13 protein-coding genes are annotated in these 20,986 nt (G+C 33.0%); 4 read left to right on the forward strand and 9 right to left on the reverse strand.

What is annotated here, in order from left to right; genetic code table 11:
- Nucleotides 1-23: 23 nt before the first annotated feature.
- Nucleotides 24-866: a 4,5-DOPA dioxygenase extradiol gene (gene ygiD, locus ACJ6WR_RS19315; protein ID WP_409416167.1), complete on the forward strand. Its 843-nt coding sequence runs from the start codon at nucleotides 24-26 to the stop codon at nucleotides 864-866.
- A gap of 234 nt (nucleotides 867-1,100) precedes the next feature.
- On the opposite strand, the gene ACJ6WR_RS19320 is transcribed toward ygiD, so the two are convergent.
- On the reverse strand, nucleotides 1,101-2,426 hold the full coding sequence (locus ACJ6WR_RS19320) for a PQQ-binding-like beta-propeller repeat protein (protein WP_409416168.1): 1,326 nt from the start codon (nucleotides 2,424-2,426) through the stop codon (nucleotides 1,101-1,103).
- A gap of 140 nt (nucleotides 2,427-2,566) precedes the next feature.
- Between ACJ6WR_RS19320 and kdsB the strand changes: the two genes are divergently transcribed.
- Nucleotides 2,567-3,301 (forward strand): 3-deoxy-manno-octulosonate cytidylyltransferase, encoded by a 735-nt coding sequence (gene kdsB, locus ACJ6WR_RS19325; protein ID WP_039119328.1) that lies wholly within the window; start codon nucleotides 2,567-2,569, stop codon nucleotides 3,299-3,301.
- Nucleotides 3,302-3,519: 218 nt separating this feature from the next.
- On the opposite strand, the gene ACJ6WR_RS19330 is transcribed toward kdsB, so the two are convergent.
- From ACJ6WR_RS19330 to ACJ6WR_RS19365, 8 genes are all read right to left on the reverse strand, one after another.
- The gene (locus ACJ6WR_RS19330; RefSeq protein ID WP_409416169.1) at nucleotides 3,520-5,928 is read right to left on the reverse strand and encodes a thiamine pyrophosphate-dependent enzyme; all 2,409 of its coding nucleotides are present in this window, start codon (nucleotides 5,926-5,928) and stop codon (nucleotides 3,520-3,522) included.
- A gap of 187 nt (nucleotides 5,929-6,115) precedes the next feature.
- The gene (locus ACJ6WR_RS19335; RefSeq protein ID WP_409417940.1) at nucleotides 6,116-8,863 is read right to left on the reverse strand and encodes an aminopeptidase; all 2,748 of its coding nucleotides are present in this window, start codon (nucleotides 8,861-8,863) and stop codon (nucleotides 6,116-6,118) included.
- 198 nt (nucleotides 8,864-9,061) lie between these two features.
- A complete protein-coding gene (locus tag ACJ6WR_RS19340) occupies nucleotides 9,062-9,790 on the reverse strand; it encodes a TIGR00730 family Rossman fold protein (RefSeq protein WP_409416170.1) in 729 nt (242 codons plus the stop codon).
- A gap of 163 nt (nucleotides 9,791-9,953) precedes the next feature.
- Nucleotides 9,954-12,785: an excinuclease ABC subunit UvrA gene (gene uvrA / locus ACJ6WR_RS19345; RefSeq protein WP_409416171.1), complete on the reverse strand. Its 2,832-nt coding sequence runs from the start codon at nucleotides 12,783-12,785 to the stop codon at nucleotides 9,954-9,956.
- A gap of 333 nt (nucleotides 12,786-13,118) precedes the next feature.
- A complete protein-coding gene (locus ACJ6WR_RS19350) occupies nucleotides 13,119-14,072 on the reverse strand; it encodes a Fic family protein (protein WP_409416172.1) in 954 nt (317 codons plus the stop codon).
- Between the two features lie 63 nt (nucleotides 14,073-14,135).
- Nucleotides 14,136-15,920 carry a chloride channel protein gene (locus ACJ6WR_RS19355; protein ID WP_039116373.1) on the reverse strand — a complete coding sequence of 595 codons (1,785 nt, stop codon included), beginning with the start codon at nucleotides 15,918-15,920 and terminating at the stop codon, nucleotides 14,136-14,138.
- Nucleotides 15,921-16,050: 130 nt separating this feature from the next.
- Nucleotides 16,051-17,736 (reverse strand): gamma-glutamyltransferase, encoded by a 1,686-nt coding sequence (gene ggt, locus ACJ6WR_RS19360; RefSeq protein ID WP_409416173.1) that lies wholly within the window; start codon nucleotides 17,734-17,736, stop codon nucleotides 16,051-16,053.
- Complete coding sequence (locus tag ACJ6WR_RS19365; RefSeq protein ID WP_039119914.1) at nucleotides 17,733-18,317, reverse strand: ACP phosphodiesterase; 585 nt, start codon at nucleotides 18,315-18,317, stop codon at nucleotides 17,733-17,735. Before ACJ6WR_RS19365 ends, ggt begins: the two co-directional genes overlap by 4 nt.
- Nucleotides 18,318-18,506: 189 nt before the next feature.
- Between ACJ6WR_RS19365 and glmM the strand changes: the two genes are divergently transcribed.
- The gene (gene glmM / locus ACJ6WR_RS19370) at nucleotides 18,507-19,895 is read left to right on the forward strand and encodes a phosphoglucosamine mutase (protein ID WP_409416174.1); all 1,389 of its coding nucleotides are present in this window, start codon (nucleotides 18,507-18,509) and stop codon (nucleotides 19,893-19,895) included.
- A gap of 253 nt (nucleotides 19,896-20,148) precedes the next feature.
- On the forward strand, nucleotides 20,149-20,910 hold the full coding sequence (locus ACJ6WR_RS19375) for a hypothetical protein (protein WP_409416175.1): 762 nt from the start codon (nucleotides 20,149-20,151) through the stop codon (nucleotides 20,908-20,910).
- The last annotated feature ends 76 nt before the right edge of the window (nucleotides 20,911-20,986 follow it).

Raw genomic sequence — 20,986 nt, forward strand, 5'->3', positions numbered from 1 at the left:
CGTGTTAGAAAATCAGTTTTACAATGACAACACTAAACGATTTACATTCGATTTCGTCTACGTTTTCGTCTACGTTTTCGAATACAGATAAAATGCCAGTTTTGTTTCTAGGGCATGGGAATCCGATGAATGCTATCGAAGAAAATGAGTTTGTTGCAGGATTTAGAAACTTAGCAAAAACATTGCCTCAGCCGAATGCTATTTTGTGTATTTCAGCACATTGGTACACCAAAGGAACAAAAGTTACGGCGATGGAAATGCCTAAAACTATTCATGATTTTGGAGGTTTTCCACAAGCCTTGTTTGATGTACAATATCCTGCCAAAGGAAGTCCGGAATTAGCTGTTGAAACTAAAAGAATACTTACTCCTGTCGAAATAGAATTAGATGAAACCTGGGGCTTGGATCACGGGGCATGGAGTGTGATAAAGCATTTATATCCTGAAGCAAATGTTCCGGTGATTCAGTTAAGTATTGATTATACAAAATCGGGGCAATATCATTTTGAGTTGGCTCAAAAATTACAATCCTTACGTCATAAAGGAGTTTTGATTATTGGTAGTGGTAATATTGTCCATAATTTAAGATTAGTCGATTTTCATAATTACGATAGAGATAATTATGGCCACGATTGGGCGATAGAAGCTCGACAAACTATTAATGATTATTTGCTGGATGGAAACTTTCAACCGCTTATTAATTACGAGAAAATGGATAAAGCGATTCAATTAGCGATTCCAACACCAGATCATTATTTACCGTTGCTTTATACGTTAGGCTTAAAAGATAAATCCGAAGAGTTAAGTTTATTTAATGATAAACTATTGGCTGGTTCATTGAGTATGACTTCGGTTAAGATTATATAACAGAAATAGTGTACAGTTTTAGTCACAGTTCCAGTTTTCTACAAAGTGTTTTTCTTTGCGATTTTGGCAAAGATTGTCTATAAGTGGAACGCGGATGATACGGATTTACAAAAGTAAAAACGCGGATTAAAACGGATTTCTATTTATTGTTTTAAAAATTCGTTTTTATCTGCGTCTTCGCCTTGGCGAATCAGTATCATCCGCGTTCCTTTTTGAAGTGAGCTAAATAAAATTTTACAATCCAATAGCATAAAAATACCCATCGGTACTCCCGAAATAAATGGTATTGTTACTAATAAATGGAGAAGAAACAATTGGACCAAGTTTATAAAACTCATCCATAACTTTTTTAGTTTCTTTATATTGAGATAAATCCGAATTTTTGGCTGCGTATGTAAAGTCTAGTTGGTCATTTTTTAGAATTTCGGCAGCATGTTTTTTTCTACTATCGGTGCTTATAAAATTAGATATTTTGCCAAGCGAAAGAATATCCAATGAAAAGAAATTACCTGTAAAATCTCCAAAATAAATAGTGTTTCCAGAAATTGCAGGACTTGAATATACATATCCGCTTGTTCTAAAGCGATATAGTTCTTTTCCAGTTTTAGAATCTAAAGCAAGTAAGGCATAAGTGTCTGAAGTTCCAACATATATAATATTGTTTAGTATTACAGCAGAGCTGAGAATCCATGAACTTTCGGCATCGTATTTCCAGATTAGTTTTCCTGTTTCAGAATCTAAAGCAAAAAAATGAGGATCTCTGGCACCAAAATATACCATTCCATCCGCAACAGCTACAGAAGATTGAATTCCTTTGAATCCTATTTTGTCTTCGGTAGTAAATTTCCATTTTTCTTTTCCTGTTTTACAATTTATAGCGTATAGTTTAGCATCCCAACTACCAATGTATAAAGTATTTTTATCTAGAACTGGTGTGCTATGAATTGGACCTTCGGTTTTGAATTTCCAGTTTAAGCTTCCTTTTTTTGCGTCAAGCGAATATACATTTCCATCACTACTCCCAAATAATACCGAAGCCGATTTATTGTCTTTATAAACCACAGGCGATGATAAATAAAAGTCCCATAAATCATCCATGGGTTTGTTATTTGGCTCCGTGCTCAATATTCTAAGATCACTATACCAGTTTTCTCCACCTGTTTTAAATTTCCAGACTTCTTTACCAGTTGTTGTATTTACGGCATAATAACAGCCATCGAAACTGCCGAAAAAGATAGTGTTTTCGTAAATACTTGGTGAACTATGGATTGCTCCATTAGTTTTGAATTTCCATTTTAAATTTCCAGATTTCTCTTCGATAGCATAAAGAAAACCATCTTCGCTACCAATAAATACAATTCCGTTTTTGGCTATTGGCGAAGAGAATATTTTGCCATCGGTTTTAAATTTCCATTTAATGTCGCCTAATGGTAAATATCCTTTACCAGGAAATACTCGGTCTGAAAATGAGTTTATAATTGAGGGTTCATTCTTTTGCGCAAATGAATTATTTATTACTAAAAAGAAATAGAGAGGGAGAAGTGCTAATAATCTTTTCATACTTTTTTTCTCATAAAAATAAATATTTTATAACATATTAAAGTTTAATTATTTAAGAAATATGTTAGAAATAATTTTTTAATACCTGATTGTGAATAGGTATATTTGTTTTTACGATTTATCACTAATACATTCAAGAAATGAAAATAATAGCAGTTATTCCCGCACGTTACGCTTCTACACGATTTCCCGCCAAACTAATGCAAGATTTGGGCGGCAAAACAGTAATTTTAAGAACGTATCAAGCCGCAATACAAACCAATTTATTTGATGATGTATTTGTTGTAACAGATTCGGATATTATATTTGATGAGATTGTCTCAAATGGAGGTAAAGCCATTATGAGTATTAAAGAACATGAATCGGGGAGTGATAGGATTGCTGAAGCTATCCAGAATCTGGAAGTTGATATTGTTATAAATGTACAAGGCGATGAACCTTTTATCGATGCTGAGCCGCTGGCAAAAGTAATTGAAGTTTTCAGAAATGACTCAGACAAAAAAGTTGATTTGGCTTCTTTAATGCGTGAAATTAAAGATGAAACCGAAATAAATAATCCTAACAATGTAAAAGTTGTGGTGGATCAAAGTGGGTTTGCTTTGTATTTTTCTCGTTCGGTTATTCCGTATCCTAGAGATGTAGCAGTTGGTGTGCGTTATTTTCAGCATATTGGGATTTACGCTTTTAGAAAACAAGCTTTATTAGATTTTTATAGCTTACCAATGAAATCGCTTGAGGCTTCGGAGAAGTTGGAGCAATTGCGCTATTTGGAGTTTGGAAAGCGCATAAAAATGGTCGAAACTACTCATGTAGGTATTGGAATTGATACACCGGAGGATTTGGAGAAGGCCAGAGTGCTTTTGTTGTCTAAATAGAATTTATTGTATAATTGTCGATTCTGTAAACGGGGCTTCGACTCCGCCTGGCAATATTGTGAGTAAACAAAAGTAGTGAGTAAATACTCTCAATCCTGTTTTACTCAAACAGAAGCCTTTGTACCTTTGAACCTTTGCATCTCAAAACCTTCAAGCAAAAAGCTCCAAATCATTACAATTTGGAGCTTTTTTTTATATTTGATAATCAAACTAAATTCTTAATATAAATTAGGGAATTTAGAAGGATTAACCTCATGCATCATGCTGTATACTTTTTCGTAAATATCTTCGGCTGAAGGTTTAGAGAAGTAATCGCCATCGGTTCCGTATGCTGGTCGGTGCGCTTTTGCAGTTAATGTTTGTGGTTTGCTATCTAAATGCATGTATGCATCTTGTTGCTCGATAATTTGTTGCAAGATATAAGCAGAAGCTCCACCTGGTAAATCTTCGTCTATTACAAGAAGACGATTTGTTTTGGCAATACTTTTTACAATATCTTGATTGATATCAAACGGAAGTAATGATTGTAAATCGATAATTTCACAGTCAATACCAACTTGTTGCAACTCGATAGCTGCTTGTTCTACCAATCGCAAAGTCGATCCGTAAGAAACTAGCGTAATATCTTTACCTTCTTTTAGGGTTTCAACAACACCAATTGGTGTTTTAAATTCTCCGTAGTTTGTAGGTGCTTTTTCTTTTAATCTATATCCGTTTAAACATTCGATTACTAGCGCAGGTTCATCACATTCTAATAATGCGTTGTAAAACCCAGCTGCTTGAGTCATGTTTCTAGGTACAAGTACATGTATTCCACGTATTGCATTTATAATCATTCCCATTGGAGAACCCGAATGCCAGATACCTTCTAAACGGTGTCCACGTGTTCTGATTATTAATGGTGCTTTTTGTTTTCCTACGGTTCTATATTGTAAAGTAGCCAAATCATCACTCATGATTTGGATTGCATATAGTAAATAATCTAAATACTGGATTTCGGCAATAGGGCGTAATCCTCTTAAAGCCATTCCTATTCCTTGACCTATTATGGTTGCTTCACGAATACCTACATCGGCAACACGAAGTTCTCCATATTTTTCTTGCATTCCTTCTAAACCTTGGTTTACATCGCCAATGTTTCCTACATCTTCTCCAAAGATTAAGGTTTCTGGATATTTAGTAAAGATGGCATCAAAGTTATCTCTTACAATCATTCTTCCATCAACATCTAGGCTGTTTGCCTCGTATTGTGGTAAAACTTTCTCTACAGAGAAAACATTAAGATTAGAATCTGAAAATAAATTGCTGCTGAATCTTTCTTGCGTTGTTGCAATGTATGCAGTAATCCAGTTTGCTAATTCGGTTTTACTGTCTTCATTTACAACTAAACGCAATATTTTTCTGGCTGTTGCAAGCATTTCCTTTTTTAGAGGAGATTTTATAGCCGCTAATTCGCTTGTTAGTTTTAAGATTTGTTCCTTATTATCAGTACTGTTATTTGCAGTAGTTTCTAATAAAGTAAGCAATACTTTTTGATCTTGAATAATTGGATCTATAAAAGAGTTCCATGCTTCTTTTTTGGCATCGAGAACTTCTTTTTTTAATTCCATATCAATTTCGTCCAACTCTTCTGGTGATGCTATATTAATAGCAATCATCCATAAACGCATTTGGCGAATACAGTCAAAATCTTTTTCCCAAGCCAGTCTTGCTGCGTTTTTATAACGTTCGTGAGAACCCGAAGTTGAGTGGCCTTGAGGTTGTGTTAATTCATTTACATGAATTAATACAGGGACATGTTTTTCGCGTGCAATAGCTGCAGCTTCTTCGTATGTTGCAATTAATTCGGCATAATCCCAACCTTTAACTCTAAAGATTTCGTACCCGTTTGAGTTTTCGTCGCGTTGGTATCCTTTTAATATCTCCGAGATATTTTCTTTGGTAGTTTGATGTCTTGCATGAACCGAAATTCCGTATTCATCATCCCAAACGCTCATTACCATTGGCACTTGTAGTACTCCGGCAGCATTTATAGTTTCAAAGAATAATCCTTCAGATGTACTAGCGTTCCCGATAGTTCCCCATGCAATCTCGTTACCATTTACAGAGAAATTATCTTTGATTTTTATTCCGTCTACGTTTCTGTATATTTTAGATGCTTGTGCAAGTCCTAATAATCTAGGCATTTGTCCTGCGGTAGGAGAAATATCTGCGCTAGAGTTTTTTTGTTTGGTAAGATCTTTCCAAGAACCATCTTCATTTAAACTATGAGTAACAAAATGTCCACCCATTTGTCTACCTGCCGACATTGGATCAAAGTTTAAATCGGTATGACCGTATAAACCAGCAAAAAATTGTTTAGGAGTTAACTCGCCAATTGCCATCATGAAAGTTTGATCGCGGTAATATCCCGAGCGGAAGTCACCATTCTTGAAGGCTTTTGCCATCGCCAATTGAGGAACTTCTTTACCATCGCCAAAAATTCCAAATTTGGCCTTTCCTGTCAATACTTCTTTACGACCTATTAAGCTACATTCCCGGCTAATAATAGCGATTCTGTAGTCGTTCAAAACTTCGGTTTTGAAATCTTCGAAAGTAAGTGTAGTATTGTTTTTTTCTTTTATCATAATCTGGAATGGGTCATGTTAGATCACAAAATTAATTAAAAACTAGCAATTATCATAATTCGTTAAAAAAAATATAATTTAATTATCTGTATTTAAAAGGGTATAATAGGATGCTTTTTTTGTTGTTTTTTTATTATTTTGTGTAATTTAGTAATAATAATTTATGTTTTGTTTGGTTTTTATTTGATTAAAACCATTTTCTTGTAAAAAGATTGGTTAATGTTTTAGGTGATAAAGTAACTACGAAACGTATTTTTTCTCCATATTTATCTTGAGAAATTTCCCACCCATTGTTAGAGTATACCGGAAAATACAATTCAAAATAATCTGGAACAAAATTTAATCGGATACCACTATCATATATAAATTTTTCTGCAAAACCTTTACTTTTAATAAAACCTACGTCTCCATATGCTTCAATCCAATTCCAAAGAGAATAACTTGCATTTAAAGTAGTTATCCATTGATTTGCATATTGCGGAGTTAGTTTTGATTTAAAACCACCTTCGGCCATTATAAATTGCTGACTAAAAAGACCTGTACTCTCAGATCTTCCGTAATAATTATAATCATACAAATAATCTGTAGGACGGTCTATACCAAAGCTAAAATAATCAGAATTGGTATTGTTGTATATAAACGTTCCAGCATACATTCTTAAATTTACCTGTCGATTGTTCTCAAAAAGTTTTCTGAACTCTATTTCGCTGGCCACTTTCCCGAATTCACTTGCAAATTGTACTTCCGACATAAAGTTAAAATGATTTGTAACTTCAGTTTTAGTATTAAAATAGCGGGCATTAAATACAGAATAATTAGGACTGGAATTGTCTGTAACATAATTGCTCTTTTCTCTATTAACAATAACCTGACGCAACGTAATAAGTTGTTTCCTGTTGTCACGAAAGTTTTCTTCTCTTATTCGCAACTGTACAGATGGATTTAACTTTAAATAAGTTGCATCTGGCGCATAGTGAAAATAAGATTCAGAAAAAGAATATTTTACGTTATATAAAGTACTGTTTCTAAAATTTTGAACATATGAGAAACCCGATGAACCCGATATTGTTTTTGCTTTTATAGAGTAAGCAGGATTAATATCAAAAGTAAACGGTTTGTCTAATATCGTTTTGTTATGAAAACGTATTCCGGGAGTAATCCCATCATAATAATTATAGTTAAGCGTAGGGATATAAATTATCTGATTATAATACGGATCTTCGAGATCTTTGGCAAAATTAAATTTTATAGGACGATTGGTTGGCGAAAAACCTTTTAGTGATTTCCAGTTGTTTCTTAAGTTATACTCAGGAACTTCATTATCATAGTTTAAAACAATTTTGTCGGCATTTTTTCTTTCTATCGTAAATGTAGTATCTGTAGTTTTAGGATCAATCCATTGTTTAAACATTACCTCCTTTTTCTTTACTCCATAAACAGGAATAGGAACATAGGTTTCTGTTTTATTTTTTAACGAAAATGTAATGCTGTCTTTAGTTTTGGAAACATTATTAAACTTATAATCTATTATATCTCTAGAGTTTATTATAATATCAAAGAACCAATTGATGTCTTTTTTTGCATTATAATTCAAAAGACTTTCAAAATTACTACGACTTACTTGCTCTATTTTATTAAGTTCATAAAAATCCTGAATACTAGTTTGTACACTATTATTACCCAAATAATCGTCTAGATAACTAAGGCTAAGTCCAGCACGATATTTACTAGCAATTTGTTCATTAAATTTTATAAGCGTGTTTTTAGGGTCGCCCAGAGGTTGGTCTAGATTTTTGCGAGCCATAAGCATATAAAAATAACTGTATTGCTCATTAAAACTCAGATTAGTTATTTTGTAGCTTTTTAAAATCTTCAGTTTCGAGAGACTTCCCATCATTTTCTGATCAGGATAGTTTTCTTCAATGTATTTCATCATGACATATATTTGTATGCCATCATAAATCCAGTTGTCTTTTCTTGGGTCTAAGCGTAAACTGCTTTTTAAATAGGTATTTAAATAGGTTTTTAAAAACTTAATTTCAAACATAAACTCATCCGGAAAAGGATTTATAAACGAAGGCAATTGGTTCAGACCATAAAACGGATTCCTTTCGTAATCTATTTGCGAAACCGTAATTTTTTCATGCGGATATTCGCCAATATACTTATTAGCATAATCTACAATTCTGTTTATCGCAAGAGCTTTCTGGATTTCATTTAAATTGTTGTTCTTTAAATTAGTAACAACCTCTGTAGATCCTATTTTATATCTAGTAAAACTGTTTTTGGGTTCAATAAATAAGCTTAAATCCGTCCTTTTATTACCAGAATAAAAAGTATTGGTGTATTTCTCAAATTGTTCTTGCGAAGTCTTATTTAAGTCAGTGGTAATGGTGTAATTATTAGGAACTTTTATTTCTACCTCATAATCAGTTGCAGCATTGGCAATATCATCCAGATTATAATTATTGTATTTTATAAAGCGATGGTTTTCAAATCGGGCAGGGCTTAAGAACCAGTTTTTTAGGTTTAAGCTTCCGTTTTGAGAATAGCCATATCGTGTGAATTTATCACTAGGAATCTTAACGATGTAGGTAAGATGCAAGACAATTGTTTCGTTTGGAGCTAATTTTCGATTTAGTTTGACTACAATATAATCGGGATTTTTTTCTGATCTTTCCCATGCCAAAGCTCCGTCTTCTGTATCTGTCAGGCTTATAATCGTAGTATTCCCTCTTTCTTCAGGTTTAGCAAGGTGAAATCCTCTGTAAAACTCATCCGAAAAACGTTTGGCAAGAGGGGTATTTTTATCCGAAAAAGAATTATTCCAATCATTAAGAACTACCGAAATTAAAGTATCATTCGATACATTATTAAAGGTAATGTCTTGTCTGATATTCAGAGTTTTTAGCTCGAGATTAACCGCAACCGTCATTTTAGAATGATGCTGTGCGTACTGTTTTATCGAGCTCAATAAAACAAAAGTGCAAATAGTAATTTTATAAAATAACTTCAATGATTGTCCTTAAAGATTTATTAACGAAATAAATATACTATTAATTGTGGATTTATAAAGCCACTTATTGATAAAAAAGCATAAAAAAAAGCTGTTTTTACACAGCTTTTTTAAAATTTAAAAATTCGGGCTTAAATCATATTTCTTATAGAATTTATCCAGAGCTTCAACTACTTCATCCTCAGAATCAACGATTTTAAATAAGTTCAAGTCATCAGGACTTACCGTATGTTCTCTCTCAACCAATACAGTTTTTACCCAATCAATTAATCCAGACCAGAATTCAGTTCCAACCAAAATAATAGGGAACTTACCGATTTTCTTCGTTTGGATTAAAGTAATTGCTTCAAACATTTCGTCAAGAGTTCCAAAACCACCTGGCATAACCACAAAACCTTGCGAATACTTAACAAACATAACTTTACGTACAAAAAAGTAATCAAAGTTTAAGTTCTTATCACGGTCGATATAAGGGTTAAAATGCTGTTCAAATGGTAACTCAATGTTCAAACCTACCGAAGTTCCTCCGCCTAAGTGAGCACCTTTATTACCAGCTTCCATAATTCCAGGACCACCACCAGTAATTACACCATAACCAGCTTTACTGATTTTATAGGCAATCTTTTCTGCCAATAAATAATATTTATCTTCTGGTTTTGTTCTCGCTGAACCAAAAATAGATACACACGGACCAATACGTCCCATGTTTTCATATCCATTTACAAACTCAGCCATGATCTTAAAAATCGCCCAACTATCGTTGGTTCTAATTTCGTTCCATGTTTTTTGTTTTAATCTATCTTGGATTACTTTGTCTTCGTCATTATCAAAATCTTCTAATCTCATTTTCTTTGTATTAATTTATTTTTTTGGAGCTCCCGACGCTTCGGGACCAGCTGTCCACTTATATCTTTTTATTTTTAAAGAAAAAATAAAAAGGATACCGTTCCCATCTGGGCTAGGCTATACTTTATCAATTTTATTTTACCCTAAAGCGGGGCGCAATATACTAAGATAATTCTTTTTTCAAAAACTGCGCTGTATAACTTTTCTTATTTTTAATTATTTCTTCAGGAGTTCCTTTTGCAATAAGTTGTCCGCCACCTTTTCCGCCTTCAGGACCAATGTCAATAATATAATCAGCAAGTTTTATTACATCCATATTATGCTCGATAATCAGGATCGTATTTCCTTTGTCAACCAGTTTGTTAATTACATCCATAAGAACCCGAATATCTTCAAAATGTAATCCTGTTGTAGGTTCATCAAGAATATAAAACGTATTTCCGGTATCTTTTTTAGATAATTCTCCAGCAAGTTTAATACGTTGTGCTTCACCACCCGAAAGTGTTGTACTTTGCTGTCCAAGCGTGATATAACCTAAACCAACATCCTGAATTGTTTTTACTTTTCTGTAAATCTTCGGAATGTTTTCAAAAAACGGAACAGCTTCGTCAACAGTCATATTCAGAACATCCGATATTGATTTTCCTTTATAACGTATCTCAAGAGTTTCTCGGTTAAAACGTTTTCCTTGGCAAGTTTCACATTCTACATAAACATCTGGTAAGAAATTCATTTCGATAGTTCTTACACCCGAACCTTCACAAGTTTCGCAACGACCACCTTTTACATTAAAACTAAAACGACCTGCTTTATATCCACGAATCATACTTTCGGAAGTCATCGTAAACAGATTTCTTATTTCAGTAAAAACCTCGGTATATGTCGCCGGATTCGAACGAGGTGTTCGCCCAATCGGACTTTGGTCAATATCGATAACTTTATCAATATGTTCCAAACCTTCTATTTTTTTATACGGTTGCGGTTTCTTAACTCCATTAAAATAATAAGCGTTAAGAATAGGGTAAAGTGTTTCGTTTATCAAAGTCGATTTTCCGCTTCCTGAAACTCCCGTAACACAAATCATTTTTCCTAAAGGCAATTCAATAGAAACATTTTTCAGGTTATTTCCTGTTGCTCCCGTAAGTTTTAAAAACTTTCCGTTTCCTTCACGACGTTTTGCAGGAATTTCGATTTTCATTTCGCCGTTCATATACATAGCCGTGATAGTATGGTGCTGCAGAATCTCTTCAGGAGTTCCTTTGCTAATAATTTCCCCACCATATTTTCCTGCTTTCGGACCAATATCAATTACATAATCGGCACGTTCTATCATGTCTTTGTCATGTTCTACAACAATAACCGAGTTCCCGATATCACGTAATTGTTCCAAAGAATGAATTAATTTTTCATTATCTCTTTGGTGTAAACCAATACTTGGCTCATCCAGAATATATAATACACCAACTAATTGCGAACCAATTTGGGTTGCCAATCGAATACGTTGCGCTTCACCACCCGAAAGAGATTTTGAACTTCGGCTTAAAGCCAAATAATTTAAACCCACATTCATAAGGAAGTTCAAACGATCTTTTATTTCTTTAACAACCTCAGAAGCAATCAAAAGTTGTTTGTCTGATAAGTGACTGTTCAAGTCCAAGAACCATGCAGTCAAATCAGATATATCCATATCACACAATTCGGTGATATTCTTTTCGTTTATTTTAAAAAATAAAGCTTCTTTCTTTAATCGAGAACCATGACATTCCGGACATTTTACTTCGTCCATAAAGTCTTTCGCCCAACGTTTTATTGTAGTCGAAGCACTTTCGTCATGCTGATTTTTGATGAAATTAGATATTCCTTCAAAATCTATTTTGTAATCACGAGCAACACCCAAATCTTTTGAGTTAACGGTAAATTTATCTTTTCCGCCATGCAAAATCATATTCATGGCTTCATCAGAAATTTTTTCGATAGGATCGGTAATTTTAAAACCAAACTTCTCTCCAATAACTTCCAGTTGTTTAAAAATCCATGATGATTTATATTCGCCAAGCGGAACAAATCCACCAGCTTTTATAGATAATTTAGGATTAGGGATTATTTTTTTAACATTGATTTCATTTACAGTTCCTAATCCGTTACAATGCGCACAAGCACCTTTCGGGGAGTTGAAAGAAAATAAATTCGGCTCAGGATTTTGGTATGATATTCCTGTAGAAGGACACATTAAGTTACGACTAAAATAACGTACTTCATTTGTATCTTGATCCAGAATCATCAATACATTTTCGCCATGATGCATTGCGGTATTGATGCTTTCCATTATGCGTTTTTCGTTTTCAGAAACAGCAGTTACAGCAATTCGATCAATAACAATCTCGATATCGTGAGTTTTATAACGATCCAGTTTCATACCAGCGGTGATTTCTCTGATTTCACCATTTACTCGAACTTTTAAAAAACCCTGTTTCGCTATTTGTTGGAAAAGTTCGGCATAGTGTCCTTTTCTGGCACGAATTACTGGTGCAAGTACATAGATTCGTTGATCCAGAAAATCTCGGATAATTAAATCTTTGATTTGCTCATCACTGTAACTCACCATTCTTTCGCCTGTATTATAACTATAGGCATCTGCACCTCTGGCATATAATAAACGGAGGAAATCGTATATTTCGGTAATAGTCCCAACGGTAGAACGCGGACTCTTACTGGTTGTTTTTTGCTCAATAGCAATTACAGGCGAAAGTCCGTCGATTTTATCAACATCAGGACGTTCCAAACCACCTAAAAACTGTCTCGCGTAAGCCGAAAAAGTTTCTACATAACGACGTTGTCCTTCGGCATAGATAGTATCAAATGCCAAAGAAGATTTCCCCGAACCAGATAAACCAGTAATTACGACTAGTTTTTCACGAGGAATAGAAATATCGATGTTTTTTAGGTTGTGAACTCTTGCGCCAAGAACTTCAATAGTATTATTTGTATCTGACATAGTTTTTGCAAAAAAGCAAAGTTACCATTTTGATTTGTTCTTTTGATATAACAGTATAGAAGTTTGTGTTAAAATAGATTGCGGATAAAATTAATTTACTGTTATATAATGTTCATCTAAAAATACTGATTTAACATATGTTGCGATAAGATAGAACGCGGATAAAACTGATTTACTTCGTAAAGACGCGGATGAAAACTGATTTTTAAAAGAATCATAAAACAGATTTTAAGTTTGTAAAAAATCCGTTTTCATCCGCGTTTTCGCGATAGCGAATCCGTTTCATCCACGTTCCATTACTCGCACAGATAAAAAAAACGCCAACTTAAGTAGTTAGCGTTTTCTTTTGCGGGTTAAAATATAATCATCAATAGCTTCTTTGGTTGTATACCAATTTCTGCCTTCTTTATAAGCATCAATTTTTCCTGTTCTAGCCAATAAACTTACATATTCCTGACCGTAAGGCGCACTTGGTTCGCTTACAATATCAGATATTGTTTGGTACTCGGTTTCGTTACCAGGCATTGCGTTTAGGTAAATATTAAGTGTTCTTTCTAGCGCTTGACTCATCAAAAGAATCAATTTTTGATAATTACCATTATTAGCCTGATTGAGCGCCTCGTAATATTTTTTTCTATCATTTTTCAGGATGATTGCTGGGGGAAAACCACAACGCATCAATAATAAATTCATGCTCAAGCGAACGGTACGTCCATTACCATCAAAAAAAGGATGAATCCAAACAAATTTATGATGGAAAATTGCTGCCAACTCAATATCATTTAAGCCTAACGGATTTGTATTTATAAAATCAATTAATTCATCAAGATAATCAGATACTTTGTTAGCATTCGGAGGCATAAAATTAGCTCCCGAAATACGAACACCACCATTACGGATGCGTCCTGCAAAATCATCTTCGATAGAGCGTAAGACCAATCCATGAAGAGAAAGAATATCTATGCTTCGTAGTTTATAATCATCGCTTACAATTGAATATAAATAATCGATGGCTTTATCATGGTTATGAGTTTCAAAATGTTCTCGAAGCGATTTTCCTTTTATAGTTATCCCTTCTTGAATCACCATTTGAGTTTCTCGTAAACTCATAGTATTACCTTCGATACTATTAGAGTTGTATGTCCATTCTATCGATAAGCTTTCACGAATTTTATGCAAAGCAATGTTAGGCAATGGTCTGCTGGCTTGCAAATCTTGTCTTTTTTTGTAGAGTCTTTCAAATGTTGATTGAAATTCTGTTCTATATGTTAAGTCTATATTCCACATAATACCCCAAAGGTATGTCTTAATATCGGATAAATCTAATTTAAAGCCTATCCGATGTTAAGCTTATTCTATTGTCATAGATCTTAACTTAGTTCTATAAGCTTCTAAAGCTATAGATTTGGAGATGAAGCCGTAATATTTCCCATTTCTTATTACAGGTAAAAATGCCACTTTAGATGCTTCAAATTTATTCATCACCGTTTCCATACTATCTATAGAAGAAATAGTTGCTGGAGGAGTTTTCATAACATCTTTTATTAAAGTGTATTTTACTCGGTACACATTAAATATAATCTCACGAATATCATTAAAATGTACAATCCCTACTAATTCACCATCGTTATTTACGACCGCGAAAACAACTTGATTAGAATGTGATATATAATCGACTAGTTTACTAAGATGCTCATCTGGAGAAACAGTTAAATAGTCAGTTTGAATGATAGAATCAATTTCTAAGGTTGATAAAATGTTAGAATCCTTATTACTAGTAAAAGCATGACCTTTTTTTGCTAAACCTTTTACGTCAAGCGAATATTTCTCAAAACGTTTAGAAATAGCAAAACTTATAGATGAAACTATCATAAGAGGAATCATTAAGCTATAACCACCAGTAATTTCTGCAATCAGGAAAATTGCTGTAAGAGGCGCATGAAATAATCCGCTTAATATTCCAGCCATTCCTACCATGGTAAAATTACTAATAGGCAATTTTGAAAGTCCGATTAGGGTAACAAATTTTGAAAAGAAATACCCTAGATAAGAACCTAAAAATAAAGAAGGAGCAAAGTTTCCTCCATTACCACCACTACCAATAGTTAAGCCAGAAGCAAAAACTTTCATCATCATAGTACATCCCACAAAAAGTAGTAAAACCCATTGATTGTTTCTGAAGCTTGCAAATAAGGTATTATCTAATAATTTTCCGGGATCACTTTCGGATAAGGTTTTTATACTTTCATATCCCTCACCAAATAATGTTGGAAAGATAAAAATTAAAACTGCTAACATCGAAGAACCAAATAAAGCTTTTTTATAAGGGCTTAATTTTAATTTGGAAAAATAATGTTCGACTCTCTGAAAATTTCTAGCGTAATAAACGGCTACAAATCCAGTTAATACACCTAGAAGTACGTAGAAAGGTATATTATGATAATCGAATGTTTGTTGTTGCTTAAAATTTAATAAGATGTTTTCGTCTAAAACAATTGCAGAAACTAAAGCACCAGTGGCAGCCGAAATCATAATTGGGGTAAATGCCGAAATACTTACATCGACCAATAAAACTTCGATAGCAAAAAGAACTCCAGCAATTGGCGCATTAAATGCCGCTGCAATTCCAGCTGCAACACCGCAACCTATAAGTAAAGTTCTGTCTTTATAAGGTAGTTTATAGTTTTGTGCATAATTAGACCCAAAAGCTGCTCCAGTAACTACAATTGGGCTTTCTAAACCTGCAGATCCACCAAGACCAACAGTAAGAGAGCTTGTAATAATTTGAGCATACATTTGTTTTTTTGGGATAATACTCGCTTTCTTGGCAACAGTATATAATATCTGCGAAGTACCTTTTTCAATAGTTCCGCCTAAAACTCTTTTTACAACAAAAACAGTAAGTAAAATACCAATAATAGGTAATATACTATTGATGAAGCTTAATTTTAAAATACCATTAATGTAAGTGGCAAACGAAAATACGCTGTGGGCAAATGTCTTTAAAACAATTACAGCAAAAGCGCATGAAATACCAACCAAAACACTGGACAAGAATATAAATTGCTTTTGCGTCAATACAGATTGCAGCATTGCAATAATCGATTCAAATCTCCGGATGTATTTTTTTAACATTATGTTTTAAAAAAGTTATGTAATAGTGCAAATTTAGCTTTTAGAACCCAAACTATATAATTTTAAAGCTGTTAATCTCTCGAAAGAAATTAACAGCTTCAAAAAAAAAGACATTTTATATGTTATTTAATTAAAAACCAACAGCTGTATCATCTCCACGGAAATCAGCACCACCTTCTAGACTTTTGTTTGGTAAAACCAAAATAGCATCTACTTTTCCAATTACAGGAGGATTTTTTTCGTTGATGATATAATTTTTGGTTCTTAAATATTCAAGTGTTTTCGAATCAAAAGCTTTTGGTTCAAAGCTAATGTTGTCAGGTAACCATTGATGATGAAAACGAGGTGCATTCACAGCTTCCTGCATACTAAAATTGTATTCATGCACATTTAAAATAGTTTGCAAAACCGATGTAATAATTGTAGACCCACCAGGAGTTCCAACAACCATATATAAACTACCATTTTTTTCCACAATTGTAGGAGTCATAGAACTTAGCATTCTTTTTTGAGGAGCAATACTATTAGCTTCATTTCCTACTAATCCAAACATATTAGGTTCTCCAGGTTTAACACTAAAATCATCCATTTCGTTGTTTAGGAAAAAACCTAGTTCATCACAGTAATACTTAGAACCGTATGCATCGTTAATTGTTGTTGTTGCTGCAACAGCATTACCAAATTGATCTACGATTGAATAATGAGTTGTTTCAGTACTTTCATTATATTTTATTTCTCCATGTTTTACATCCGAAGACAAAGTAGCTTTGTCAAAACTAAAAGTAGACATTCTTTGTTTTAAATAATCATCAGAAAGTAATCCTTTTAATGGGATTTTTACAAAATCAGGATCGCCTAAAAAGTAACTTCTATCAGCATAAGCTCTTCTTTCTGCTTCTACAATTACTTGAATTGCTTCTGCTGAATTATGTCCCATTTTTTCTAAATCATAAGGTTCAATCATTTTTAGTATTTGAGCCAAACAAATTCCACCACTACTAGGTGGAGACATCGAAGTAATTTTTAAATCTTTGTAATTAAAAGTTAATGGTTTTCTCCATTTTACTTCATATGATGCTAAATCTTTCATAGAGATAATCCCACCTCTTTTGTTAAGATAATCAACTAATATTTTAGCAGTTTTTCCTTTGTAAAATTCATCACGACCATTTTTCTGAATCCTTTTTAAAGTTTCTGCAAGAGCAGAATATTTTATAGTATCATTTTCTTTATATACGGTTGCTAACAAAGTATTTTTGCCGTTTCTTTCTATAATTACATCTCGGTAATTGTTTAAACGCTCTTCTTGTTTTTTAGTCACAATTACACCTCTTTCTGCCAGTGCAATAACAGGTTCTAAAATTGTTGACATAGGTAAGGAGCCAAATTTTTTGTGTACTGCAAAAACTCCTGCAACAGTTCCAGGTATTCCAATAGCTAGAGCAGTTTCAGTACTTTTTCCTTTAATAACGTTTCCGTCTTTATCAAGAAACATATCTTTGGTAGCTTTCAGAGGAGCTCTTTCTCTATAATCAATAGATCCAACTTCACCATTTGCTTTTCGGTACACCATAAATCCTCCTCCGCCAATGTTTCCTGCGTATGGAAAGGCTACAGCCAATGCTAATTCGGTGGCAACCATAGCATCAAATGCATTTCCTCCTTTTTTCATAATGTCGGAACCAATTTTGGATGCTTCAGCTCGTGCCGAAACAACCATTGCTTTGCTAGTAACTAATCCTGTTAGTTGATTAGTTGTGTTTTGGGCAAAAGAGGTAAGCGAGATAAAATAGCATAAAAAGGCAATCTTCTTCATAATGAAAGTAATTTGTGATTAACGTGTTGTTTTAAATCTTCAAAAAAATTAGTGAATTCAGCTTCAAATTCGGTGTAAAATTCTTTTAATTCCGCTGTAGCGAATTGCATTTTTGAAGTGTTTTTTGTTCTGCGATCCATCTGAGTCAGGATATGATTAATCCCTTCGATGGTTTGGTAACTAACGAGCCAGTTTTCGTGAAACATAATAGGCATTATGCGTTGTGTTTTTTCGCTTAAAATACTATGATTTTCAGTTAAAGAATTATAAAATCGATCAACAAAATCATTGAGATTTTCATCTGAATAAGTTTTCCAGTTTTTGGCTAAAAAATGATCGTAAAATATATCAATAATTACACCAGCATAATGATGGTATTTTTCATGAAGTTTTTTGGTGCTTTGTCTAAAAACAGGATGAGCATCAGTATAAGTGTCTATGGCGCGATGTAAAATGATCCCTTTTTGAACTTCAGCAGGAAAACTTTCAAATTGTTTCCCCCGAATTCCATCGGCCATAAAATTGCCGATTTTAATCAAATCATTGTCGCCAGAAAGATATATATGAGCTAGGAAATTCATTTTTATAGGAGTTACTAAGGTTCTAAAAACAGAAGGCACTAAGTTTACTCATGTAAAAGTATAAAAACTTTTCAACTCATTTGATTAAAAACGGAATGCTTTAGCGACTTTTTTAAAATCTTGGCTTTTTATTCTCTTACTTACTCGGCAACTTTTTTATATTTGTAGCTATAACCATAACTCAATACAATGACTTTAATAAAATCGATATCAGGGATAAGAGGAACAATTGGTGGTAAAGTAGGGGATAATCTTACTCCAGTAGATGCAGTAAAATTTGCTTCGGCCTATGGAACCTTCCTTAAAAATAATATTAAAAAAGAAAAACTAACCGTTGTAATTGGTCGTGACGCAAGAATTTCAGGTCCAATGATTCATAACTTAGTTGTAAATACATTAGTAGGACTAGGGATTGATGTAATAGATTTAGGTCTTTCGACAACACCAACAGTAGAAGTTGCTGTTCCTTTAGAAAAAGCAGATGGAGGAATAATACTTACTGCATCACATAATCCAAAACAATGGAATGCATTAAAATTATTGAATGAAAAGGGAGAATTCCTTAATGGAGCAGAAGGAGCAAAGATTTTAGAAATTGCTGAAGCAGAAGCTTTCGATTTCTCAGATGTAGATAGTTTAGGCGAAATTACAATTAATGACGCTTATATGGATATTCATATCGATGAAGTTTTGAATTTGCCTTTGGTAGATGTTGAAGCAGTAAAAGCAGCAAAATTCAAAGTTGTTGTAGATGGTGTGAATTCTTCTGGAGGAATTATTATCCCAAAATTATTAGAATTAATGGGAGTTGAAGTAGTAAAATTATACTGCGAACCAAACGGACATTTCCCTCATAACCCTGAACCGTTAAAAGAGCATCTTACAGATATCTCCGAATTGGTTGTGAAAGAAAAAGCGCATTTAGGAGTAGTAGTAGATCCAGATGTAGATCGTTTGGCTTTTATTTGTGAAGATGGTGAAATGTTTGGCGAAGAATATACTCTTGTAGCTTGTGCTGATTATGTTTTAAGTAAAACGCCTGGGAATACAGTTTCGAATATGTCGTCATCTCGTGCTTTAAGAGATGTCACAGTTGCTCATGGAGGAAAATACGAAGCCAGCGCTGTAGGAGAAGTGAATGTAGTAGAGTTGATGAAAAAAAACAATGCTATTATTGGAGGAGAAGGAAATGGAGGAATCATTTATCCAGAATCTCATTACGGAAGAGATAGTTTGGTAGGAGTTGCATTGTTTTTGACACATTTGGCAAATAAAAAAATGACAGTTTCGGCTTTGCGTGCTTCATATCCAGAGTATTATATGAGCAAAAACAAAATCGAATTAACACCACAAATAGATGTTGATGCGATTCTAGTTGCAATGACAGAGAAATATAAAAATGAAGATATTACTACTATTGATGGAGTAAAAATTGATTTTGCTACAGAATGGGTGCATTTAAGAAAGTCAAATACAGAACCAATTATTCGTATTTATACAGAAGCACCATCACAAGAAAAAGCAGATGTTCTTGCTTTGAGAATTATAGACGAAATAAAAGCAATCGCAGGAATTTAATTTTCACGATAAAATGGAATAAAAAATACCCGAAATCAATTTCGGGTATTTTTGTTTGTGAAATTAACATGATGTTTATTAGTTAATAAATTTGTTGGGATTTATATATTTGAACTCTGTCATCGTTAATATTTAAAATGTATTTTATTCATAAACTTTAATTTGATTGCAATAACTTGAATTATTGGAATAGATCAGTTTTATTTTTATCGAAAATAATATTCTAAATTTAAAAATAATAATATCAAAAATAATGAAAAAAATATTTTATATATTTTTAGTTTCTGTACTAATACTCTCTTCTTGCTCTAAAGATGATGATTATGAAAATGATTCTACGAATATTTTATTAAGAAAAGAGATTGGTAAAGAAAATAATAAAGAGACATACTCTTCTGAAAATGTATATAACGGAAATAGAATAGTTAGTAGTGGTGACATTAGTTTTACGTATACAGGAAATTATATTACTAAACAGGCTTCAGCTTACTATACATATGAGTTTGGATATGATAATGGAAAGTTAGTTAGTTATACAGAAAAATTTACTGGGGATAATGGTTTCTCGAAAACTGCTTATACGCATAACGTAGACGGAACTGTTTCGTTTAAAAAGTATTTTGTTTTTAACTCAACAGAAACAGAAAAAGCAACTGGTACTCTCACATTTAAAAATGGTAATCTTGTAAAAAAAGAGTATGTATATAAAGACAATCAAGAAGTTGTGATTCAAACGGCAATAAAAGAATATGATACTATGAATAATCCGTATAAAAATATTTTGGGTTGTGATTTATTGTTTGATGATGACCGATTTCTTAGTATGTTAAATGGTAATAGAAATAACATAGTTAAAACTACGTCAACTACTTCAAATATACAAGAGTTTTTCTCAGATTCTCTTCAAAAAACGATAAGTATATTTGAATACTCATACAATTCAAAAGGATTTCCAATTTTAAGAAGTAGTATTGATAATAATAATAAAATCTCGACAAGAGAATATTTCTATTAATGTTTAAAAAAACAGTTTATTTCTTTTCTCTGTTTGGTGATAAAACAGATTGTATCTAAATGTTTACATAAAAAAA

Source organism: Flavobacterium sp. PS2 (assembly GCF_046250155.1).
In the GTDB taxonomy this organism is placed as follows: domain Bacteria; phylum Bacteroidota; class Bacteroidia; order Flavobacteriales; family Flavobacteriaceae; genus Flavobacterium.

Excerpts from the sequence above, each read along its gene's own strand:
- ACJ6WR_RS19330 (WP_409416169.1), bottom strand. The coding sequence starts at position 5,928 with ATGATAAAAGAAAAAAACAATACTACACTTACTTTCGAAGATTTCAAA.
- glmM (WP_409416174.1), top strand. The coding sequence starts at position 18,507 with ATGACTTTAATAAAATCGATATCAGGGATAAGAGGAACAATTGGTGGT.
- ACJ6WR_RS19335 (WP_409417940.1), bottom strand. The coding sequence starts at position 8,863 with ATGACGGTTGCGGTTAATCTCGAGCTAAAAACTCTGAATATCAGACAA.
- ACJ6WR_RS19340 (WP_409416170.1), bottom strand. The coding sequence starts at position 9,790 with ATGAGATTAGAAGATTTTGATAATGACGAAGACAAAGTAATCCAAGAT.
- kdsB (WP_039119328.1), top strand. The coding sequence starts at position 2,567 with ATGAAAATAATAGCAGTTATTCCCGCACGTTACGCTTCTACACGATTT.
- ACJ6WR_RS19350 (WP_409416172.1), bottom strand. The coding sequence starts at position 14,072 with ATGTGGAATATAGACTTAACATATAGAACAGAATTTCAATCAACATTT.
- ACJ6WR_RS19365 (WP_039119914.1), bottom strand. The coding sequence starts at position 18,317 with ATGAATTTCCTAGCTCATATATATCTTTCTGGCGACAATGATTTGATT.
- uvrA (WP_409416171.1), bottom strand. The coding sequence starts at position 12,785 with ATGTCAGATACAAATAATACTATTGAAGTTCTTGGCGCAAGAGTTCAC.
- ygiD (WP_409416167.1), top strand. The coding sequence starts at position 24 with ATGACAACACTAAACGATTTACATTCGATTTCGTCTACGTTTTCGTCT.
- ACJ6WR_RS19320 (WP_409416168.1), bottom strand. The coding sequence starts at position 2,426 with ATGAAAAGATTATTAGCACTTCTCCCTCTCTATTTCTTTTTAGTAATA.
- ACJ6WR_RS19355 (WP_039116373.1), bottom strand. The coding sequence starts at position 15,920 with ATGTTAAAAAAATACATCCGGAGATTTGAATCGATTATTGCAATGCTG.
- ACJ6WR_RS19375 (WP_409416175.1), top strand. The coding sequence starts at position 20,149 with ATGAAAAAAATATTTTATATATTTTTAGTTTCTGTACTAATACTCTCT.
- ggt (WP_409416173.1), bottom strand. The coding sequence starts at position 17,736 with ATGAAGAAGATTGCCTTTTTATGCTATTTTATCTCGCTTACCTCTTTT.